Source organism: Methanobrevibacter sp. (assembly GCF_045603845.1).
In the GTDB taxonomy this organism is placed as follows: domain Archaea; phylum Methanobacteriota; class Methanobacteria; order Methanobacteriales; family Methanobacteriaceae; genus Methanocatella.
The window spans coordinates 1-17,783 of sequence record NZ_JAZUMY010000017.1; the positions used below are offsets into that span (position 1 = coordinate 1).

Annotated in this window: 17 protein-coding genes; 15 read left to right on the forward strand and 2 right to left on the reverse strand. The window is 34.1% G+C overall.

The window, feature by feature from the left end:
* On the reverse strand, nt 1-931 hold a 931-nt coding region (locus ACKI2W_RS01875; RefSeq protein WP_407378839.1), incomplete at its 3' end, for a nucleotide sugar dehydrogenase.
* Nucleotides 932-1,003: 72 nt separating this feature from the next.
* On the opposite strand from ACKI2W_RS01875, the gene rfbD reads away from it, so the two are divergent.
* From rfbD to ACKI2W_RS01935, 12 genes are all read left to right on the forward strand, one after another.
* Nucleotides 1,004-1,843, forward strand: a complete 840-nt coding sequence (gene rfbD, locus ACKI2W_RS01880) for a dTDP-4-dehydrorhamnose reductase (RefSeq protein WP_407378840.1) — start codon at nt 1,004-1,006, stop codon at nt 1,841-1,843.
* A gap of 4 nt (nt 1,844-1,847) precedes the next feature.
* On the forward strand, nt 1,848-2,294 hold the full coding sequence (locus ACKI2W_RS01885) for a ribonuclease domain-containing protein (protein ID WP_407378841.1): 447 nt from the start codon (nt 1,848-1,850) through the stop codon (nt 2,292-2,294).
* Nucleotides 2,295-2,303: 9 nt separating this feature from the next.
* A complete protein-coding gene (locus ACKI2W_RS01890; protein WP_407378842.1) occupies nt 2,304-2,543 on the forward strand; it encodes a barstar family protein in 240 nt (79 codons plus the stop codon).
* Nucleotides 2,544-2,626: 83 nt separating this feature from the next.
* Nucleotides 2,627-3,412 (forward strand): ABC transporter permease, encoded by a 786-nt coding sequence (locus tag ACKI2W_RS01895; protein ID WP_407378843.1) that lies wholly within the window; start codon nt 2,627-2,629, stop codon nt 3,410-3,412.
* A gap of 11 nt (nt 3,413-3,423) precedes the next feature.
* Nucleotides 3,424-5,235 carry an ABC transporter ATP-binding protein gene (locus ACKI2W_RS01900; RefSeq protein WP_407378844.1) on the forward strand — a complete coding sequence of 604 codons (1,812 nt, stop codon included), beginning with the start codon at nt 3,424-3,426 and terminating at the stop codon, nt 5,233-5,235.
* Between the two features lie 91 nt (nt 5,236-5,326).
* Nucleotides 5,327-6,196 (forward strand): glucose-1-phosphate thymidylyltransferase RfbA, encoded by an 870-nt coding sequence (rfbA, locus tag ACKI2W_RS01905; protein ID WP_407378845.1) that lies wholly within the window; start codon nt 5,327-5,329, stop codon nt 6,194-6,196.
* A 5-nt stretch (nt 6,197-6,201) separates the two neighbouring features.
* Nucleotides 6,202-6,759: a dTDP-4-dehydrorhamnose 3,5-epimerase gene (rfbC, locus tag ACKI2W_RS01910; RefSeq protein WP_407378846.1), complete on the forward strand. Its 558-nt coding sequence runs from the start codon at nt 6,202-6,204 to the stop codon at nt 6,757-6,759.
* A gap of 12 nt (nt 6,760-6,771) precedes the next feature.
* Entirely contained in the window at nt 6,772-7,779 is a 1,008-nt protein-coding gene (gene rfbB, locus ACKI2W_RS01915) for a dTDP-glucose 4,6-dehydratase (protein WP_407378847.1), read from the forward strand.
* An 11-nt stretch (nt 7,780-7,790) separates the two neighbouring features.
* Nucleotides 7,791-8,906, forward strand: coding sequence for a glycosyltransferase family 2 protein (locus ACKI2W_RS01920; protein ID WP_407378848.1), 1,116 nt, complete (start codon nt 7,791-7,793; stop codon nt 8,904-8,906).
* Nucleotides 8,903-10,318 carry a glycosyltransferase family 2 protein gene (locus tag ACKI2W_RS01925; RefSeq protein WP_407378849.1) on the forward strand — a complete coding sequence of 472 codons (1,416 nt, stop codon included), beginning with the start codon at nt 8,903-8,905 and terminating at the stop codon, nt 10,316-10,318. The genes ACKI2W_RS01920 and ACKI2W_RS01925 overlap by 4 nt, the downstream gene beginning before the upstream one ends.
* A gap of 13 nt (nt 10,319-10,331) precedes the next feature.
* Nucleotides 10,332-11,867, forward strand: coding sequence for a glycosyltransferase family 2 protein (locus ACKI2W_RS01930; protein ID WP_407378850.1), 1,536 nt, complete (start codon nt 10,332-10,334; stop codon nt 11,865-11,867).
* A gap of 4 nt (nt 11,868-11,871) precedes the next feature.
* Nucleotides 11,872-14,439, forward strand: a complete 2,568-nt coding sequence (locus tag ACKI2W_RS01935) for a glycosyltransferase domain-containing protein (protein ID WP_407378851.1) — start codon at nt 11,872-11,874, stop codon at nt 14,437-14,439.
* Here the strand turns inward: ACKI2W_RS01935 and ACKI2W_RS01940 are convergent.
* Complete coding sequence (locus tag ACKI2W_RS01940; protein ID WP_407378852.1) at nt 14,436-15,545, reverse strand: glycosyltransferase family 2 protein; 1,110 nt, start codon at nt 15,543-15,545, stop codon at nt 14,436-14,438. The two genes, ACKI2W_RS01935 and ACKI2W_RS01940, sit on opposite strands and share 4 nt — an antisense overlap.
* 47 nt (nt 15,546-15,592) lie before the next feature.
* On the opposite strand from ACKI2W_RS01940, the gene ACKI2W_RS01945 reads away from it, so the two are divergent.
* From ACKI2W_RS01945 to ACKI2W_RS01955, 3 genes are all read left to right on the forward strand, one after another.
* Complete coding sequence (locus tag ACKI2W_RS01945; RefSeq protein WP_407378853.1) at nt 15,593-17,119, forward strand: glycosyltransferase; 1,527 nt, start codon at nt 15,593-15,595, stop codon at nt 17,117-17,119.
* Nucleotides 17,120-17,213: 94 nt separating this feature from the next.
* On the forward strand, nt 17,214-17,480 hold the full coding sequence (locus ACKI2W_RS01950) for a hypothetical protein (protein WP_407378854.1): 267 nt from the start codon (nt 17,214-17,216) through the stop codon (nt 17,478-17,480).
* Nucleotide 17,481: 1 nt separating this feature from the next.
* Complete coding sequence (locus tag ACKI2W_RS01955) at nt 17,482-17,763, forward strand: hypothetical protein (RefSeq protein WP_407378855.1); 282 nt, start codon at nt 17,482-17,484, stop codon at nt 17,761-17,763.
* The last annotated feature ends 20 nt before the right edge of the window (nt 17,764-17,783 follow it).

Here is a 17,783-nt window from a genome sequence, read left to right on the forward strand (position 1 = left end):
TATATGAAACGCCCAGAATAGCTATTTTACCTTTTTTAATTATTTTTCTTGTATAATCACATACAAACTCTGGCATTGAGTTGTTGGTGTCTCTTGCTAGCTTTATGATTTTTGCAGTGTCAGGTGCTTTTGCATAAATGAAGTATGGGTCTATTGCAAGGCAGTGCCCTCCGACACCTGGTCCGGGGGAGTGAAGATTTACTCTTGGATGTTTATTTGCCATTTTAATAACGTCAAGAGCATTAACACCAATTTCAGCACATATTTTAGCAAGTTCATTTGCAAGGGCTATGTTAACGTCTCTGAATGTATTTTCCATACATTTTGACAATTCAGCGGTTTTCGCTTCAGTCAGCATTAATTCGCCTTCCACGAATTGGCCATAGACTTCACTTGCCTTTATGGAACATTGCGGTGTTATTCCTCCGATTATACGGTCATTGTGAATCAGCTCGTCAATGATTTTTCCAGGCAAAACCCTTTCAGGACAATGTGCAAGATACAAATCCTTACCAATGGTATAACCTGCCTTTTCAAAAATAGGCTTTATAACATCGTCTGTTGACATTGGAGCTATTGTGGATTCGATAATTACGGTATTTCCCTTTTCAAGATAAGGAATTATTGATTCACATGCGCTGATTACATAGCTCAAATCACAGCTGTAGTTTTCAACAATATATGGGGTCGGCACGGTAATAATAAATGCATCAGCTTTTTCAGGCTTCATGGATGCTTTATATACATTCAGTTCTAAAGCTTTTTTAATAATATCGGATATTCCAGGTTCTTCGATGTGAATGATTCCATTGTTTAAATTGTCAATAATTTTCTCATTTACATCAACGCCAACTACCTCGCAGTGATTTCTGGCGAATAATGCAGCGGTTGGCAGTCCAATATAACCTTGTCCTATAATACACACTTTCATATTAAAACCCCATTTAATTTTAAATATCAATATAGATATATCTAATTAATATAATAAATATTTGGGGATAAAATGAAAATTTTAATAACGGGGTCTAATGGAATGTTAGGCCATGATTTAATCAGGGTTCTGGAAGACAATCATGAATTGATCTTAACAACATCTAGTTCATTAGACATTACAGATAAAGAGCACACTATTGACTTCATTAAGGAAAACAAGCCGGATATCGTTATCAACTCAGCCGCTTATACAAATGTAGATGGCTGTGAGGAAAACACCGATTTGGCTTTTGCGGTTAATGGTGAAGGTCCTAGAAATTTGGCGCTTGGATGTAAGGAAGTTGACTGCCCACTTGTCCATGTAAGTACAGATTATGTATTCAACGGTAAAAATACAAGGCCTTGGGTTGAAGACGATGAAATTGGTCCTATTAGCGTTTACGGTAAAAGTAAACTTGAAGGCGAAGTTGCAATCCAGGAAATTTTGGATAAGTTCTTCATTGTAAGAACTGCATGGCTATATGGTGTCAATGGCGGCAATTTCCCTAAAACAATGTTGGAGCTAGCCAAAAGTCATCCTGAAATAACTGTGGTGACTGATGAAGTGGGATGTCCTACATATACATTGGATTTGGCTAAAGCTATTGGCCAGCTGATTGATACGGATTATTATGGAATCTATCACATTACTAACTCAGACAGCTGTTCATGGTTTGATTTTGCAAAGTATATCTTTGAAGTGGCCGGCGTCGATGTTATGGTAACTCCGGTAACCGCATCCGAGTTTGCAAGGCCAGCACCTAGACCTTCATATTCAGTTTTGGAAAATAAAAAATGGATTGAAAATGGTTTTGAACCTTTAAGAAGCTATAAAGAAGCTATTGTTGAATATATTAATTTGATTAAGTGATTTTATGGATAAACGTTTAATTTTTGTAGTGGCTATTTTCATAATAGCTATTTTTGCAGGTTTATCTGTCATTTCATCTGCCGATATTGATAAGGTTTCCATTAATAAAACTGATATTAGTGAGAACGGTCAATATTGTACAGTTAATGAAGTGGCAGCATATATAAAGGAATATCATAAGCTTCCTAGTAATTATATAACTAAAAATGATGCTAAGGCTTTAGGCTGGAGCGGTGGACCGCTTAAAAAGTACGCTCCCGGAAAAAGCATAGGTGGAGACACATTCACCAACAGGCAGGGAATTCTCCCGAAAAGCTCTGACAAATACATAGAATGTGACATCAACGCCAACGGAACTAGTCGTGGAGCAGAAAGAATAGTGTTCAACACAGGAGATTATAGGGTTTACTATACAAATGACCATTACAGCTCTTTTGTTGAATTAATTTAGGTGTTTTACATGAAAATTATCGAAATTGACGGTAAATCAATAAAAAAGGATGGACATAAATATTTAAAAAAAGTTTTTGATTTCCCGGATTATTATGGTAATAATCTAGATGCACTATATGACTGTCTGACTGACATTGGTGTTCCCACTGAAATAAGGCTTAAAAATAAGAATCATGTGTCTTTGGACATAATCGATACTTTTATTGATGCATCTGAGGCTAATTCTTTTTTAAATTTTATTTATTAAAAGGTAATATTTTTATATTATCCTTTTCAAATTATTAAATTAAGATTTACTTTTAAAAATTAATTTGTGGATTTGATTTATTAATGTTTGACTTTAAAAATCATTGGAATACATTTAGAAATTACAGTTTTTTACTTACAGAACTTATCAAAAGGGATATCAGTGGTAAATATAAAGATTCCACTTTAGGTTTATTCTGGAGTTTTTTGAATCCGTTGTTATCCATGATTGTATTGACAATTGTATTTTCCACATTTTTTGGAAGGACTATTGAAAATTTCCCTGTTTATTTATTAAGCGGTAAATTAGTATTTGATTTATTTGCAAATGCTACTACTGGAGCTATGGATTCCATTAAGGGAAATTCAGAGATTATTAAAAAGATTTATGTTCCAAAATATATGTTTGCAGTCGGTATAGTATGTTCTGAGTTCATTAACTTCCTGATTTCTCTTGTCGTGTTGGTTGCAGTGATGTTTGTTACTGGAGCTCCGTTCTATCTCTCATTATTGTATTCTCCAATTCCATTGTTCTTCTTGCTTGTATTAACAATGGGAGTAGGTTTAATCCTGGCTACGGCAACAACATTCTTTACGGATATTAAATACCTCTATGGTGTATTGACAATGCTTTTATCATTCATGACTCCATTGTTTTATCCGATTGAGATTATTCCGGAACAGTTTTTATTCTTCTTTAAGATCAATCCGCTTTATGCTGCTGTTTCAAGCTTCAGGGATATTGTTCTTTATGGAGCATTTCCCCAAACCAAATTTTTATTATACCTGATAATAACGTCAATAATTGCTCTTATAATAGGTGTTTACCTGTTTTATAAATATCAAGATGAATTTGTAATTAATATTTAAGGAGGAACTTAATGTCAACCCAAATGAGATATCCTAGAGATACAAAACAAATTTCTTCAGCTGATGATGGAGAATGGAAAGATTTAGATAATGTTTTAATTGATGATTGGGAATCACTCGCATGTTGTTCATTGTCTCCTAATCAAAAGCCAAATTCATTTATTGTAAGTGATTTTAAATTTAATATTCCGGTTGATTCTAATATTCAGGCCATTGACATAAGACTGGATTTTCACAGAGATTCCTCTCAAAACAGTGTTGAACTGGAACCTCCTGTTGTAAAGTTAGTTAATATTAAGGATGACTGTGAATCAAAACCTCTTTATGCGCCTACAGTGTCTCCAATTGAGAGATCAGTATTATTTGATGGAAGCAGGATTTCTCCATCCGAACTTAACAGTCCAGATTTTGGAGTAGAGGTTACATTCGATGAAAATACCAGTGAATTTTCAGGAGATTTGCTTTTTGACTTTATAAGAATAACAGTCAATTATGATGAGCAGCGTTTTGTCATAGGAAGTCTCAATGGTGAAGGATTCCCTGTCAAGGAAAAGCCATTAATCAAATCTATCGGAGAAACTTTTATCTATACAATTCTGTTTAACAATTTCAACGGTATCAATAAAAACCCTCAGGACGTTAAAATCAATATTCCTGATGGTTTGGAAGTTGTAAATCACTTTTTCGCTTCCGATAAAAAGGGAAAAGTTGACGTTAATGACATAGACTACGAAGAGGACAGGTTCGATTTCGACAGGCTTGTTGCAGATAAGGAAATCTTATATGATGATGATAAAATTGATTTGGATAATCTTTTATGGCACACCGGTGTTAAGGGAAGAGGAATGAGTCGTTTAAGACTGGAATTGAAATGCGTAGGCGAAGGATTTAAGGAACTTTCGGCCTATAATGAATTCACCGGAACAGGCGCTCATTTCTATGTTGATGTTCATCCGGAAGGTTATGAGCATGAACCGAATGTTTACGAAGAGTCCCTTCTCAAATGGAAAAGCCAGCTTGATGATGATGATGATTACCAAATGCTCAATAAAGAGGTTGTCATTGAAGTAAATAATGTCAGCCGTGAATTCCAAAAGGCTCAAGAAAAAGTCGATAATTTAAAGGAATATGCTATTAAATGGGTTAAACGTGAATTAAAACCTAAATCTAAATTCCAAGCATTAAAAGATGTTTCATTCACTGTTAATAAAGGCGAACGTGTTGGAATCATCGGTTTTAACGGTGCCGGTAAAAGTACCCTTTTAAAGATATTGTCTGGAGTGCTAAGGCCTTCTTCCGGTTCTATTCATATTAACGGTAAGGTTGCTCCTCTTCTTGAATTGGGTGCGGGTTTTGACCATAATTACAGTGGAAGAGAAAACGTTTTCTTGAATGGAGCTATTTTAGGTTATTCCAGAGAATTCCTGGAAGGCAAATATGATGAAATCGTTAAGTTTTCCGAATTGGAAGAATTCATGGAACTTCCAATCAAAAACTATTCTTCAGGTATGATAGCTAAGTTAGGTTTTGCTGTAGCTACTCTCGTTGAACCGGAAATATTGATTTTGGATGAAATTCTCTCTGTTGGAGATGTAAGATTCCAGAAAAAAAGTGGAGATAAGCTAAAATCAATGATGAATACAGGTACTACCGTATTGCTTGTTTCTCACTCTGTCGGTACAATAAGATCAATGTGCAATAGGGTAATATGGCTTGACCATGGAAAGGTTGTCATGGACGGTTTGACCAGGGATGTTTGTGACGCTTATGTTGAAGCGGCTAAAAAGGCATCTGAAGAAGAACTTGCAAACCTTGAAATTTAATTTTCTATTTTTCAATTTCATTTTCAATAGTTATTTTAATTAATTATTAGTTACAAAAATAACTCATATATAATATTTTTAAGTGATTTTTATGAAAGGTATTGTGCTTGCTGGAGGTTCTGGAACTCGTTTGTATCCTATTACTAAGGCAGTTTCTAAGCAGTTGTTGCCGTTGTATGATAAGCCGATGATTTATTATCCTATTTCTGTTCTTATGCTTGCAGGAATTAAGGAAATTTTGATTATTTCTACTCCTAGGGATTTGCCTATGTATAAGGATTTGCTGGGTGACGGTTCTTCTTTAGGTATTAGATTTGAGTATGCTGTTCAGGAACATCCTAACGGTCTTGCTGAAGCATTTATCGTTGGTGAGGACTTCATTGGTGATGATAATGTTGCATTAATTTTAGGAGATAACATTTTCCACGGACACAGGTTTACAGAGATATTGGAAAGAGCAACAAGTCTTGAAGAGGGTGCGGTTATTTTTGGTTACTATACTAAAAATCCTGAGGCCTTTGGTGTTGTTGAGTTTGATGATGAATGGAATGTATTGTCCGTTGAGGAAAAACCGCAAAAACCTAAATCCAATTATATTGTCCCAGGTTTGTACTTCTATGACAATGATGTAATTGAGATTGCTAAAAATGTCGAACCTTCCGAAAGGGGTGAAGTTGAAATTACTTCAGTCAATGAAGAATACTTAAACCGTGGAAAGTTGAAAGTGGAACTCTTGGGTCGTGGAATGGCCTGGCTTGATACGGGAACTCATGCCGGTCTTTTGGAAGCGGCTAATTTCATTGAAACTGTTCAAAAAAGACAAAGCCTGTACATTGCATGTTTGGAAGAGATTGCATACAATAAAGGTTACATTAATGATGAGCAACTTTTAAAAACTGCTGAAGAGCTTAAAAAGACGGATTATGGTCAATACTTGTTTAATTTGGTTAAGGAGGATTAATATTTATGGGTCAATTTAAATTTACTGAATGTGATATTGAAGGCATGTTTTTGGTGGAGCCTGCCGTTTTCGGTGATAACCGTGGTTATTTCATGGAAACATATCATGAAAATGACTTTAAGGAAGCCGGTTATGACTTGACTTTTGTTCAGGATAATCAGTCCAAATCCACTAAAGGTGTATTAAGAGGTCTGCATTTGCAGTTGAAGTATCCTCAGGGTAAGCTTGTTCGTGTAATTAAAGGGGAAGTTTTTGATGTTGGAGTAGATTTACGTGCTGACTCGCCTACTTACGGAAAATGGTTTGGAGCTATTTTATCTGATGAGAACAAAAAACAGCTCTATATTCCGCCATGCTTTGCCCACGGATTTGTTGTTTTGTCCGATGAGGCTGAGTTTGTTTACAAGTGCACTGAGTTTTATCATGGCGAGGATGAAGGCGGAATTATTTGGAATGATCCGGATATTGGTATAGAATGGCCAATTGATGACATTGATGAATTGATATTTTCAGATAAGGATAAGCAATGGCCTACCTTGGCAGAATCACAAATCAAATATTAGGGTGTTTTATTTATGAGTTCAATTTTAATCACCGGTGGAGCAGGATTCATCGGTAGCAATTTCGTTAAGTATATGTTGGATAAGTATTCTGATTACGATATCATTAATCTGGATGCCTTGACTTACTGTGGAAACTTAGAAAACCTGAAAGACATTGAAGATATGGATAATTATACCTTTGTCAAGGGAGATATCCGTGATAAGGAACTGGTTGATGATTTGGTTTCCAAATCAGATTATGTCATTAATTTCGCTGCCGAAAGCCATGTTGACAGAAGCATAACTGATCCTGAAATTTTCATAAAATCAAATGTTTTGGGAACACAGGTTCTATTGAACGCCGCCAAGGAGTTCGGAGTTGAAAAATACATCCAGATTTCAACCGATGAGGTTTACGGAACATTAGGCGAAACAGGATACTTCACAGAAACAACTCCTCTACAGCCTAACAGCCCATACTCCGCATCAAAAGCCGGAGGAGACCTGATAACAAGGGCATATTATGAAACATTCGACCTGCCAATAAACATCACAAGATGCTCAAATAACTACGGTCCTTATCAGTTCCCGGAAAAACTTATACCTTTAATGATATCCAATGCACTCGAAGACAAAAAACTGCCGATTTATGGTGACGGAAAAAACATCCGTGACTGGTTACACGTATACGACCACTGCCAGGCAATAGATCTGGTATTACATGAAGGAAAACTAGGAGAAGTCTATAACATTGGCGGACACAACGAAAGACAGAACATCCAAATCGTAAAGCTAATACTTGAAGCATTGGGAAAAGATGAATCATTAATAGAATTCGTCGCAGACCGTCTAGGACACGACAGAAGATACGCAATAGACGCCGATAAAATACGCAACGAACTCGGATGGGAACCGAAATACACATTCGAAACAGGAATCAAGGAAACCATCCAATGGTATCTAGACAATCAGGACTGGATGGATCAAGTTAAAAGCGGCGAATACCAGCAATACTATGAAAAGATGTATGGAAACAAATGAATGGTGAGGATATGAGCGTAAAGATTTCAGTGGTTTTGCCTGTTTATAACGTTGCAAATTACCTTAGAAAATGTTTGGATAGCTTAGTCAATCAAACATTTAAAGATTTTGAGGTTATTTGCGTAAATGACGGGTCTACTGATTTATCTTTAGGTATTCTTGAAGGATATGCTTTGACAGATTCCAGATTTAGAATAATAAGCCAGGAAAATCAGGGTTTAAGCGGTGCCCGCAATTCCGGAATTAAGGAAGTTCAGGGAGATTATATTCTATTCGTTGATTCTGATGACTGGTTGGAGGAAAACGCATTGGAATTATTGTATGACCATGTCAAAGGCTTTGATTCCGACATTACAATGTTTAAATTTAAATTTTATAATGAAGACTCCGGTGAATTCAGTGAAAGCTCATTTACTAATTTGGATGTAATCGACCCTTCTTTTTACACCGGAAACTTCAATTACTATGATGTTTTAGATATTCTTTTCAAAATATCACATGCTCCATTCAACAAACTGTATAAGACTTCATTTATCAATGATTTAGACGCCCAGTTCCTGCACGGCTCCTATTATGAGGATTTGGAATTTTTCTATAAAGTATTCCTGAAGGCTAAAAAAGTGTCAGTATTGCCAGAATACCTCTATTCATATCGTATAAGGGAACAGTCCATTTCAACCAGCGGGGATGAAGGCTCATTTGACATATTTAATATTCTGGAGTCAACCAAAAACAACCTGATTGATTCAGATATCTATGACAAGGTTAAAAAGGATTGGCTGCTGTTTATTATTGTAAATTTAAAGTATGTCTATTTGAGATTGCAGATTGAGCTTAAAAATAAATTTTTGGATTCTATGAAGCAGCATTATGATGATTTCGAGTTGGGTGATGTGGATAATTTTGATGGATGGCATTATGAAGACCAATCATTTTACAAAGCCATATCAGTTTCAAACAATTATGAGATTTTTGATTTGAATTATGAAAAAGGAAACTATGAATTTTTAGCAAAGCATTTTGAAACTTTATCTAATGAATTAAGGGCTGAAAATGAATCATTAAAACAGCAGTTAAATAATAAGGATTCCTCTGAAGGCATATTTAAAAGATTCGTGAAATTATGAGTTATGAAATAAGTGTTGTTATTCCGGTTTATAACGTTGAGAAATATATCGGCCAGTGTTTGGATTGCGTTGTCAACCAAAGCCTGGGTATCGATAATATTGAAGTAATAATTGTTAATGATGCAACTCCGGACAACAGTATGGACATTGTCAATCAGTATTGTAAGAAATATCCTTCAATTAAAGTAATAACCAATGAAAGGAATAAGGGTTTGGGCTTAAGCAGAAATGTAGGTCTTTCCCATGCCACAACAGATTTTGTCACTTTTCTTGACAGTGACGATTTTATTTCATTAAACGCTTATGAGGATTCAATCAATAAATTAAAGGATTCTGGATGTGATTTATTAATATACAATTGGGAAGTGTTCACTGAGAATGGCCATATTGAACCGTCTAGCATCCATAATCAGAATGCAGATGAAAATAAGGTTCTGGAAGACATAACAGATTTTCCTGAAATATTTCTTTTGACTTCAGCCTGGAATAAGATTTATCATAAAAGTTTATTTAAATATTTAAAGTATTCCAAAGGCCTTTATGAGGATAATATAGTTACCTCTTCCGTTTTGGCAAATGCAAAGAAAATATATTTAAGCAAGGATTCGACTTATTTTTATAGGAAAAACTCTTCATCAATAACGGAAAACATTGCAGTTGAAAACCTTCTGGACTTATCCGCTTCAATCAAATCATTATTTGAATTGGAAAATATTTATCCTAATTATTTTTCCCAAATCAAACTGTTAATTATCAAATTTATCAATGACGTACTGTTCTTTCTGTTTTATTATAACTGGCCGGTAACCGATGAGTTATTAATAGTCGATAAACTTAAGGATGCGGTTGGAAAGATAACGAAAGAGGACTTAATTTATTTCAACGAGTTATTCCCGTCATTTCCAACTTTCTATATGGATGAATGCCTGGACTTGCAGACATTGTCCAGCGATTTGTTTTTAGCCAAATATAAGTATTATAACAGATTGTCCAAAGTTAAATCTCGAGCCACTGTTTATGTGGATGAGGGAAATGGTTTTACGGAGGATTCAAAAGTATCTGCTGAATATGTTCCGCAAAAAAACAATAGGTTGGATTTTGATTTGAGCAGATTTTCAAATATTGTCAGTTTACGCTTTGACCCGGTTGAAGGAGCTTTCATCAAATCCAAAATTAATAATTTAAACGTTTTGGATGCAAATTGCGATAATTCGATTAATGACGATTATCAGATTTTCACGACATTAGATCCAAATTATATGATAGAAAAAGATTCAAATTCAACTTTAACAATAGATTTTGACTTGGAATTCATGACAAATGATGATATTGCAGTTTTGTTTGCTGAAAAAAATAATATTATTAATGAGTTGAACAATAAATCTAAACAGAAAAGATTTAAATTTTTGTAAAGTAGTGTTTAATATGGTTAGTTTTAAAGATTTTTTAGTTAAATCCAAATTCAATGTTCAAAAAGCCAGACTCTATCAGGAAAGCTATGATAAAATCATGCATTCTGGCCTGTTTGATAAAAAATATTATTTAAAGACTTATCCTCATATTAAAAAAAGCGGAATGGATCCTTTAGTCCATTATTTGTTTTATGGATATAAGGAAAACAAACTCCCTTCCCCGTCATTTAACTTGAAAAGATATTTGCAGGAGTTTCCTGAAGTAGAATCAAAAAAACTTAATCCGTTAATACATTATATAGATAACGGCCATTCAGGATTTACCATTGATGAAAATCCTTTTGTTTTAAGGAAAGAGAAAATATTGGACACGAATAAATTATTCTTATCAAATTACACATTTGATTCAGAGCCTCTGGTTTCAATCATTATTCTAAACAGAAACGGCCTCGGACATCTTCAAAGGCTGTTTGAGGATTTCGATTCTAAAACTAACTATTCCAATTATGAAATAATCGTTGTAGATAATGCATCACGCGACGAATCAGTCGAATATCTCCATTCCCTTGATCTGAATATTAATGTTATAGAAAATTCCGAGAATGTCAGTTTTTCAAAAGGAAATAATGATGCGGCTAAAATAGCCAACGGCGAATACTTGCTTTTATTGAACAATGACATCGAGCCTACTTACGGATGGCTGAATGAGTTGGTTGGATGCATGCTTAAAAATGATAATGTTGGCTCTGTTGGAGCGAAACTGATTTTTCCTTATTATGATGATATTGAAAATCAGGGAAAATCATACACCATTCAGCATGCCGGCGTAAAATTCAGGGAAGAAAGAACGCCTTATATCTATGGACCTTACCATGAACACATGTATTCCACACTGCTGTTTTCAGATGAGGTTAATCATGAAAAGGAAGTGATTTCAAACACTGCAGCATGTTTGCTTGTTAAAAAAGATGTTTATCTTGATCTTGGCGGACTTGATGAAAATTATTTCTATGGATATGAGGACATTGATTTTGCATTTAAGCTTTATAAATCAGGTTATAAATCAATTTACAATCCTTTCGCATTACTGTTCCACCATGAATCCGCCACGCGTATTGAAGACGAAGACAAGAAAAATCAGCTTAACTACAAGAATATAATGTACTTTTTGAATAAATGGGAAGACTTCATATTTAAAGAGATATTCAAAGATAAACTCAACCATGACATGTTTATAACCAATAAAAAACTGGATATTTCAATCGTTTCCAAAAATGATGATTTCATATCTGGGATAGCCAGAAATTTCAATGAAAAAGGCTATAATGTTAAGTTAATCCCGGACATTAACAATTTGGAAATCGGTGAGGACTGCGATATATTAATATCAAATGATAAAGACTATAATATTGATAAGGCTATTTCAAGATTGAACTTGATTAAGGTATTGATTTGTGAAAATGACGATGAAAGATATGATATTTGCCTGGATGTTAAAGAGAATTATGCAGACGAATTATTGAATTTAATTAACCGGAAGTATTTGTGATAATATGAGCTATGATGAGATTTATGAGGAATATCAAAAACTTTCAAAGGAACATGTTAACAGGCCACTGTTTGACCATACTAGTGGACCTGCCGATGAAACCATTGAAGATATTAAAAACAATAAATTAGCTATTTATACGGCTTTCACAGGAGATTATGATACATTAAAGGAACCGGAAGTCATTGATGAAAACTGTGATTATATCTGTTTTACTGACAATCCTGATTTGGAGTCAGATTTGTGGAAAATAATTCCTATGGAAGATTCTATTCTGGATAACAATAGAAAAGCAAAGCAATACAAGCTATTGCCTCATAAGTACCTTAAAGATTATAAGTACAGCTTCTGGTTAGACGGAACCTTCAAGATTAAAGGAAGCATTCGCGAGTACATATACAAAAACATCAAAGCAGATTCAAAAATGCTTGTAGTTGTTCACACCGAAAGGGACTGTGTTTATGAAGAATATAAGGCTTCAAAAATCATCCCGCGTTATCCTAGGGCTGTGATGGAAGAACAGGTTGAATATTACCGTTCTCAGGGATTTCCCAAAAATTATGGACTGGGCGTTATGGGAGCGCTTTTCAGACAGCATAACCATCCCGATGTTGTTAAGCTTATGGATGACTGGTGGGACGAAAATATCAAATACACCAACCAGGATCAGCTCAGTTTTGCTTATGTATGCTGGAAAAATGATTTTCATCCTTCAGTAAGCCGTATTTATTACTGGGAAAATGAATACTGGGCAAAAGAAGGCCAAAACTACCACCATAAAGTCGTCTTGACAACACCTATTACAAGCGATAACTTAAGAGCTAAAATAGGCGTTGATGTGGAGAACATGGAACTTGGAGATACAATAGAATTGTCAAGAGAAGAACTGTATTTGCTTGTAAATGATGTAAAGGGAATGGCAGGTTATAGAATTGATACTGCAGGAAGAATTGGCTTTCTTCAAAATGAATATAATGAATTCATCAACTCCAATTCCTTAAAATTAACGAAACCGTTAAGGGTAGCAGGTGATTTGGCTCGTAAAGTCAAAAACAATCATTATTTGCAGTCAGCTAAAAATTCAAAGACCAGTATGACGGCCGAACTTGGAACTTATGACATGATTAAAGGTTTAGGAATATTGAATGAGACCGTATATGGTCAGGTTCATCCATGTCACGATCCGGTTCTTCATTTCATTGAAAATGGTTCAAAAACAGATTCAATTGACGATAAAATTAAATATATCGACCCTATTTTTGATTTGTATTATTACATTAGTGTAGCGGATATCGGTGATAAAGATCCCCTTATTCATTATATTGATGATGGATTTAGGCTCAGAATCCCATTTAACAGGAAATACCCTAACTTTTTAACTAATTTAAATGAAAACATCCATGTTCAGTTGGACAGGTTTGCCAATAAACGTATTAAAAGTGAATTAAACAATAACCATTATATCACAGATTCCAAAGTGCTGATTGATTATATTGTCACTCATAAGGAGTTTAAGACAGATACAATTAAAGTCGGAGTATTTTTAGAGGATAATTTTGATAATATGAATGCATGTCCTTACATCAGGCTTCACACTCCATTTTCCAAACTGGCGGAAAGTGGCGATTATCATTTCTTTATTTATGGTCAGGAAATAATGCCTTTGCTTGACATCGATAATATGATTAATGCCCACATTTTTGACGTGATTGTTATTCAAAGGGTCAATCCTTATTCAAATATACTGCTTAAAAAGGCTAAGAAGCATAATATTAAGATTGTATATGAAAGTGATGACGATTTCATGGATATTAATCCTGCAAATCCTTCATATAACTATATTTTAGGTAATTTTGATAATATTAAAAAGCTTGTAACTAATGTGGATCAGATTACGGTCAGTACAAATGAGTTAAAGGAACGTTTTGATAAGTTAGGCCTTAAAAACGTTGAGATAATCAAAAATTATTATGTTAATGACTCACTGCCATTGAAGCCTTTTGCTTTTAGAGGCAACGAATTCATCAAGATTGGTTATTTCGGTACGTTAACGCATGACAATGATTTGGAGCTTATACACAATGTCATTTTAAGATTAAAGGATATATTCTCCAAAAAAGGAATTACCATTAATTTTGAAATAGCAGGAGCATCCATCGATGAAAAGTCAGACTGGTTCACCGTTAAGAAAATTCCGTATTATCCGATGTCAATGAAGACATTTTATGACTGGTTAGGTAAGAACTCCGAGTGGGACATTGGTATTATACCTCTGGTTAACACTGAGTTTAATAAATGTAAAAGCGAGCTTAAATATATAGAGTTTTCAGCTTTAGGAATACCTGTAGTTGCCAGTGACATGAATGTCTATAACGAAGCTATTGAAGACGGAGTTACAGGATTTTTAGCCAATAATGAGGATGAATGGGTTAATAAATTATCCATGTTGATTGAAGATCCTATTTTGAGAAATGGTATAGTAAACAATGCTCGCAGGGATATTTTGGAAAATTACAACTTGAAATCCCGTGTCAATCAATGGGATGAAATTTTCAAGAGATTGAAGGATTAGATTTCTCCTTTTAATCTTTGTTTTATATTTTTTATTTTGTATTTAATCCAGCCTTTTGTTGTCTGTAAATGTGCGATTTGCTGATTTTTCCCCTTCAGTTCATTTTCCAGATTAAAGATTCTATTGGTAAACAGTTGATAATCGCCCATTTGAGTAAATGCCTCATCAACGTTGTCTGAAACAAGTTGCAGTATTATACTTTTAATTGCATTATTTTCCGGAAATGGCTTAATCGTTTTAAGCTGTTTAAACATTGGAATGGACTTGTTTATAAGTTCATGCTTTTCTTCAATGCTTATCGTTTCACTTAACGCCACATCGCTTAGCCACACAGATAAATGCTGGTTGAAAATGGTATCGTAGTATTTGCATGCATTATTTTTTTCCAGAACCTTAACTGTATGTTTATAACCGTCTATCAGTCCATTTAAATAGTGCATACCTTTAGACAGGCTAGTGGAAGAATTATCTCCGGTTCTCAATCTGAAATTATAGACGATATCATTAATGAAAACGATTTTGTTTGAATTAATAAATGCATCAATCATAAAAGTCAGATCTTCAGCAAAAACTCCTTCCGGAAACGTTATTTCATTTTTTAATAGAAATTCCTTTGGAAATATCATTCTCCAAATATTGTTGATTGAAAAAAACAGCAGGTTTTCATCAATTGAATTTAAAACAACGTCTTTATCTATCCAATCTTCAGATATTATCCTGTTTTCACCAAAAGTTTGGAATTTTCCTATGGTAACATCATTGGAATTGTTTATGCTTGCATTGTATAGCTTTTCCACTGTATCTGGAAAATATTTGTCGTCATGGTCAATGAACATGATATAGTCAGCAGTACTGTTTTTAATTCCAATATTTCTTGCTCTTCCGGGAGTTCCGGTCTTTTGGCCTGACTCAAATGTTTTTATATTATCATATTCTTCACAATATTTATTTATAAGCTCTTGCGTTGCGTCTGTAGAATAATCATCAATTATTATTAATTCTATGTTTTCAAAGCCGATGCTTTGATTTTTAATTGATGAGATAGTTGAATCCAGAAAATCAACACTATTGTATGTTGGAATTATAACAGTAACTTTATATGACATAAATTTATTTTTATGTAAATTATTATATATAATTAAAGAGTGAGAATATGTTTTTATCCAAATCAATCAAAAACAATCCTAAGGCGTACATTTCATTAAAGTCCAAGGGTAATCCTCAAAAGATTTCCCAATATAACAAAGCTTATTTGAGAATTAAAAGCTTGGATATTATAGATGAAATAAAATATCGCGAGATTCATGGTGATTTGAATGATTTAGATTATGTTTTGCATTATATTTATTATGGCATTAATGACTCATTAGAAACCCAGCAAAGTTATGTCACTGATGTTTTTAACCTGGAATTCTATAAGTCTAGCTATGATTGCGATTATCCAGTTATGGACTATGTTTTAGACGGTTTTTTTAAAAATAATTTGGTTAATGTCCTAGACAATAACTACATAAATACACTTGAAATGCCCCTCTGTCAACAGTACTTTGCAAACGAGAGAAAAAAGGTTGAAAATATAGTATTGGATTCCTTTTATATCACAGATAAAAGAACCTTGATTCCATATATTCAAAGGGACGCTCCGATTGACATGGATAGGATTCGTGTTGGTGTATTTACAAACGATCCTTTTGAAAATCTAGCTCCATGTCCGTATATAAGGCTTCACGCACTGTTTTCTCAGCTGGCCAAGTCAGAAAAATATACTTTTTTCATGTATGGAATGGACAGCTTCGTAATGATGGATATAGACAATATATTAAGAACCAAATTGTTCGATGTAGTCGTTGTTCAAAGGATTTTGCCGTTTTTGGATGTTCTGCGTGAAAAATGTGAAAAGCTAGGTATCAAGCTTATTTATGAAACTGATGACGACTTATTGGGTGTTGAAAAAAACAGTCCATCTTATGAATATGTAACAAGAGTTTCCAAATCAATAGAAAATTTCATTAATAGGGCTGATGTTGTCACGGTTTCAACTCCGACTTTGGCCTCAAGATTTGATGACAATAAAACTGAAGTCATAAGAAATTATTATGTAAATCCTGTTTTTGACATTAAAGAGGACATTAAAAACGATGGCAGACTTAAATTGGGTTATTATGGAACATTAACTCATTCAAAAGACCTGTTTTTAATAAAAAATGTAATTTTAAAACTAAAAGAAAAATACGATTTTGATTTTGAGGTTATCGGCGGATTCAATGCGGATGACAATATCGATGAAAATTGGTTTAAATCAATAGAACTTCCACCCAACAACATGGATTTTGAAAAGTTCATGCCATGGCTATCTGAACATGTCGACTGGGACATTGCTGTAGTTCCTCTTGAAAACTCATCATTCAATCAATGTAAAAGTGAATTGAAGTTCATTGAACTTGCCGTTATGGCCATTCCGGGTGTTTTTTCTGACATGTGCGTTTATAACTCTGTGGTTGAAGATGGCGTAAACGGTTTTTTAGCCGGTAATGATGAGGAATGGATTAGAAAAATAGAAAAACTGATTTTGGATAAGTCATTAAGACTAAAATTTAGAGAAAATGCATTAAACAAGGTTTTATCAGATTATAATCTTGAAGATAGAGTTCGCCAATGGGATGATATTCTTTCAAATTAAAGATAGTTTTATATATTGTTAAATGTTAATACTATTTAGTGAAAAAAACTTTTTTCGGAAGTTACCTTCCGATATGGGAAAATGGTGATGAGTAATGTTGGAGGAATATTTGCCGTTTGTTGGTTTGATTATATTCGGAAATATTGAGAATCTTGTTCTTTCCTCACAAGGGGTTGTGGCTGGTGTCAATCCTGTTAAATTAGGTGTTGCAAGTATTATCATTGTGGCTATGTGGTTGGCTATTGGAACCTTTGGAACTCAAATAGCATTGGATTATGTTGATTTCATAGACTTTTTTGGCGGTCTTGTAATTTTCATTTTAGGTGCACAGGCAATGATTGAATCTATCAGGGGAGAATAATATGACTAATGAATTGAAACAATTCACAGGATTATTAGTTTTTGGAAACATTGAGAACCTTATTTTAGCAGCTCAAGGTGTAGGTGCTGGTGTTAACCCTGTAGGTTTGGCAATTTTAAGTTTTATAGCCGTTGTTTGTTGGCTTTTGATAGGTACTCTTGGTACAAAGGCAGCCATTAAATATGCAAGGCATATCAACTTCATAGGCGGACTCGCCATATTTATTTTAGGTATCCAAGCAATGCTGGAATCATTACCTGGAATCATTAGCTTTTTCCATTAATTTCATAGATTAATTTTAAT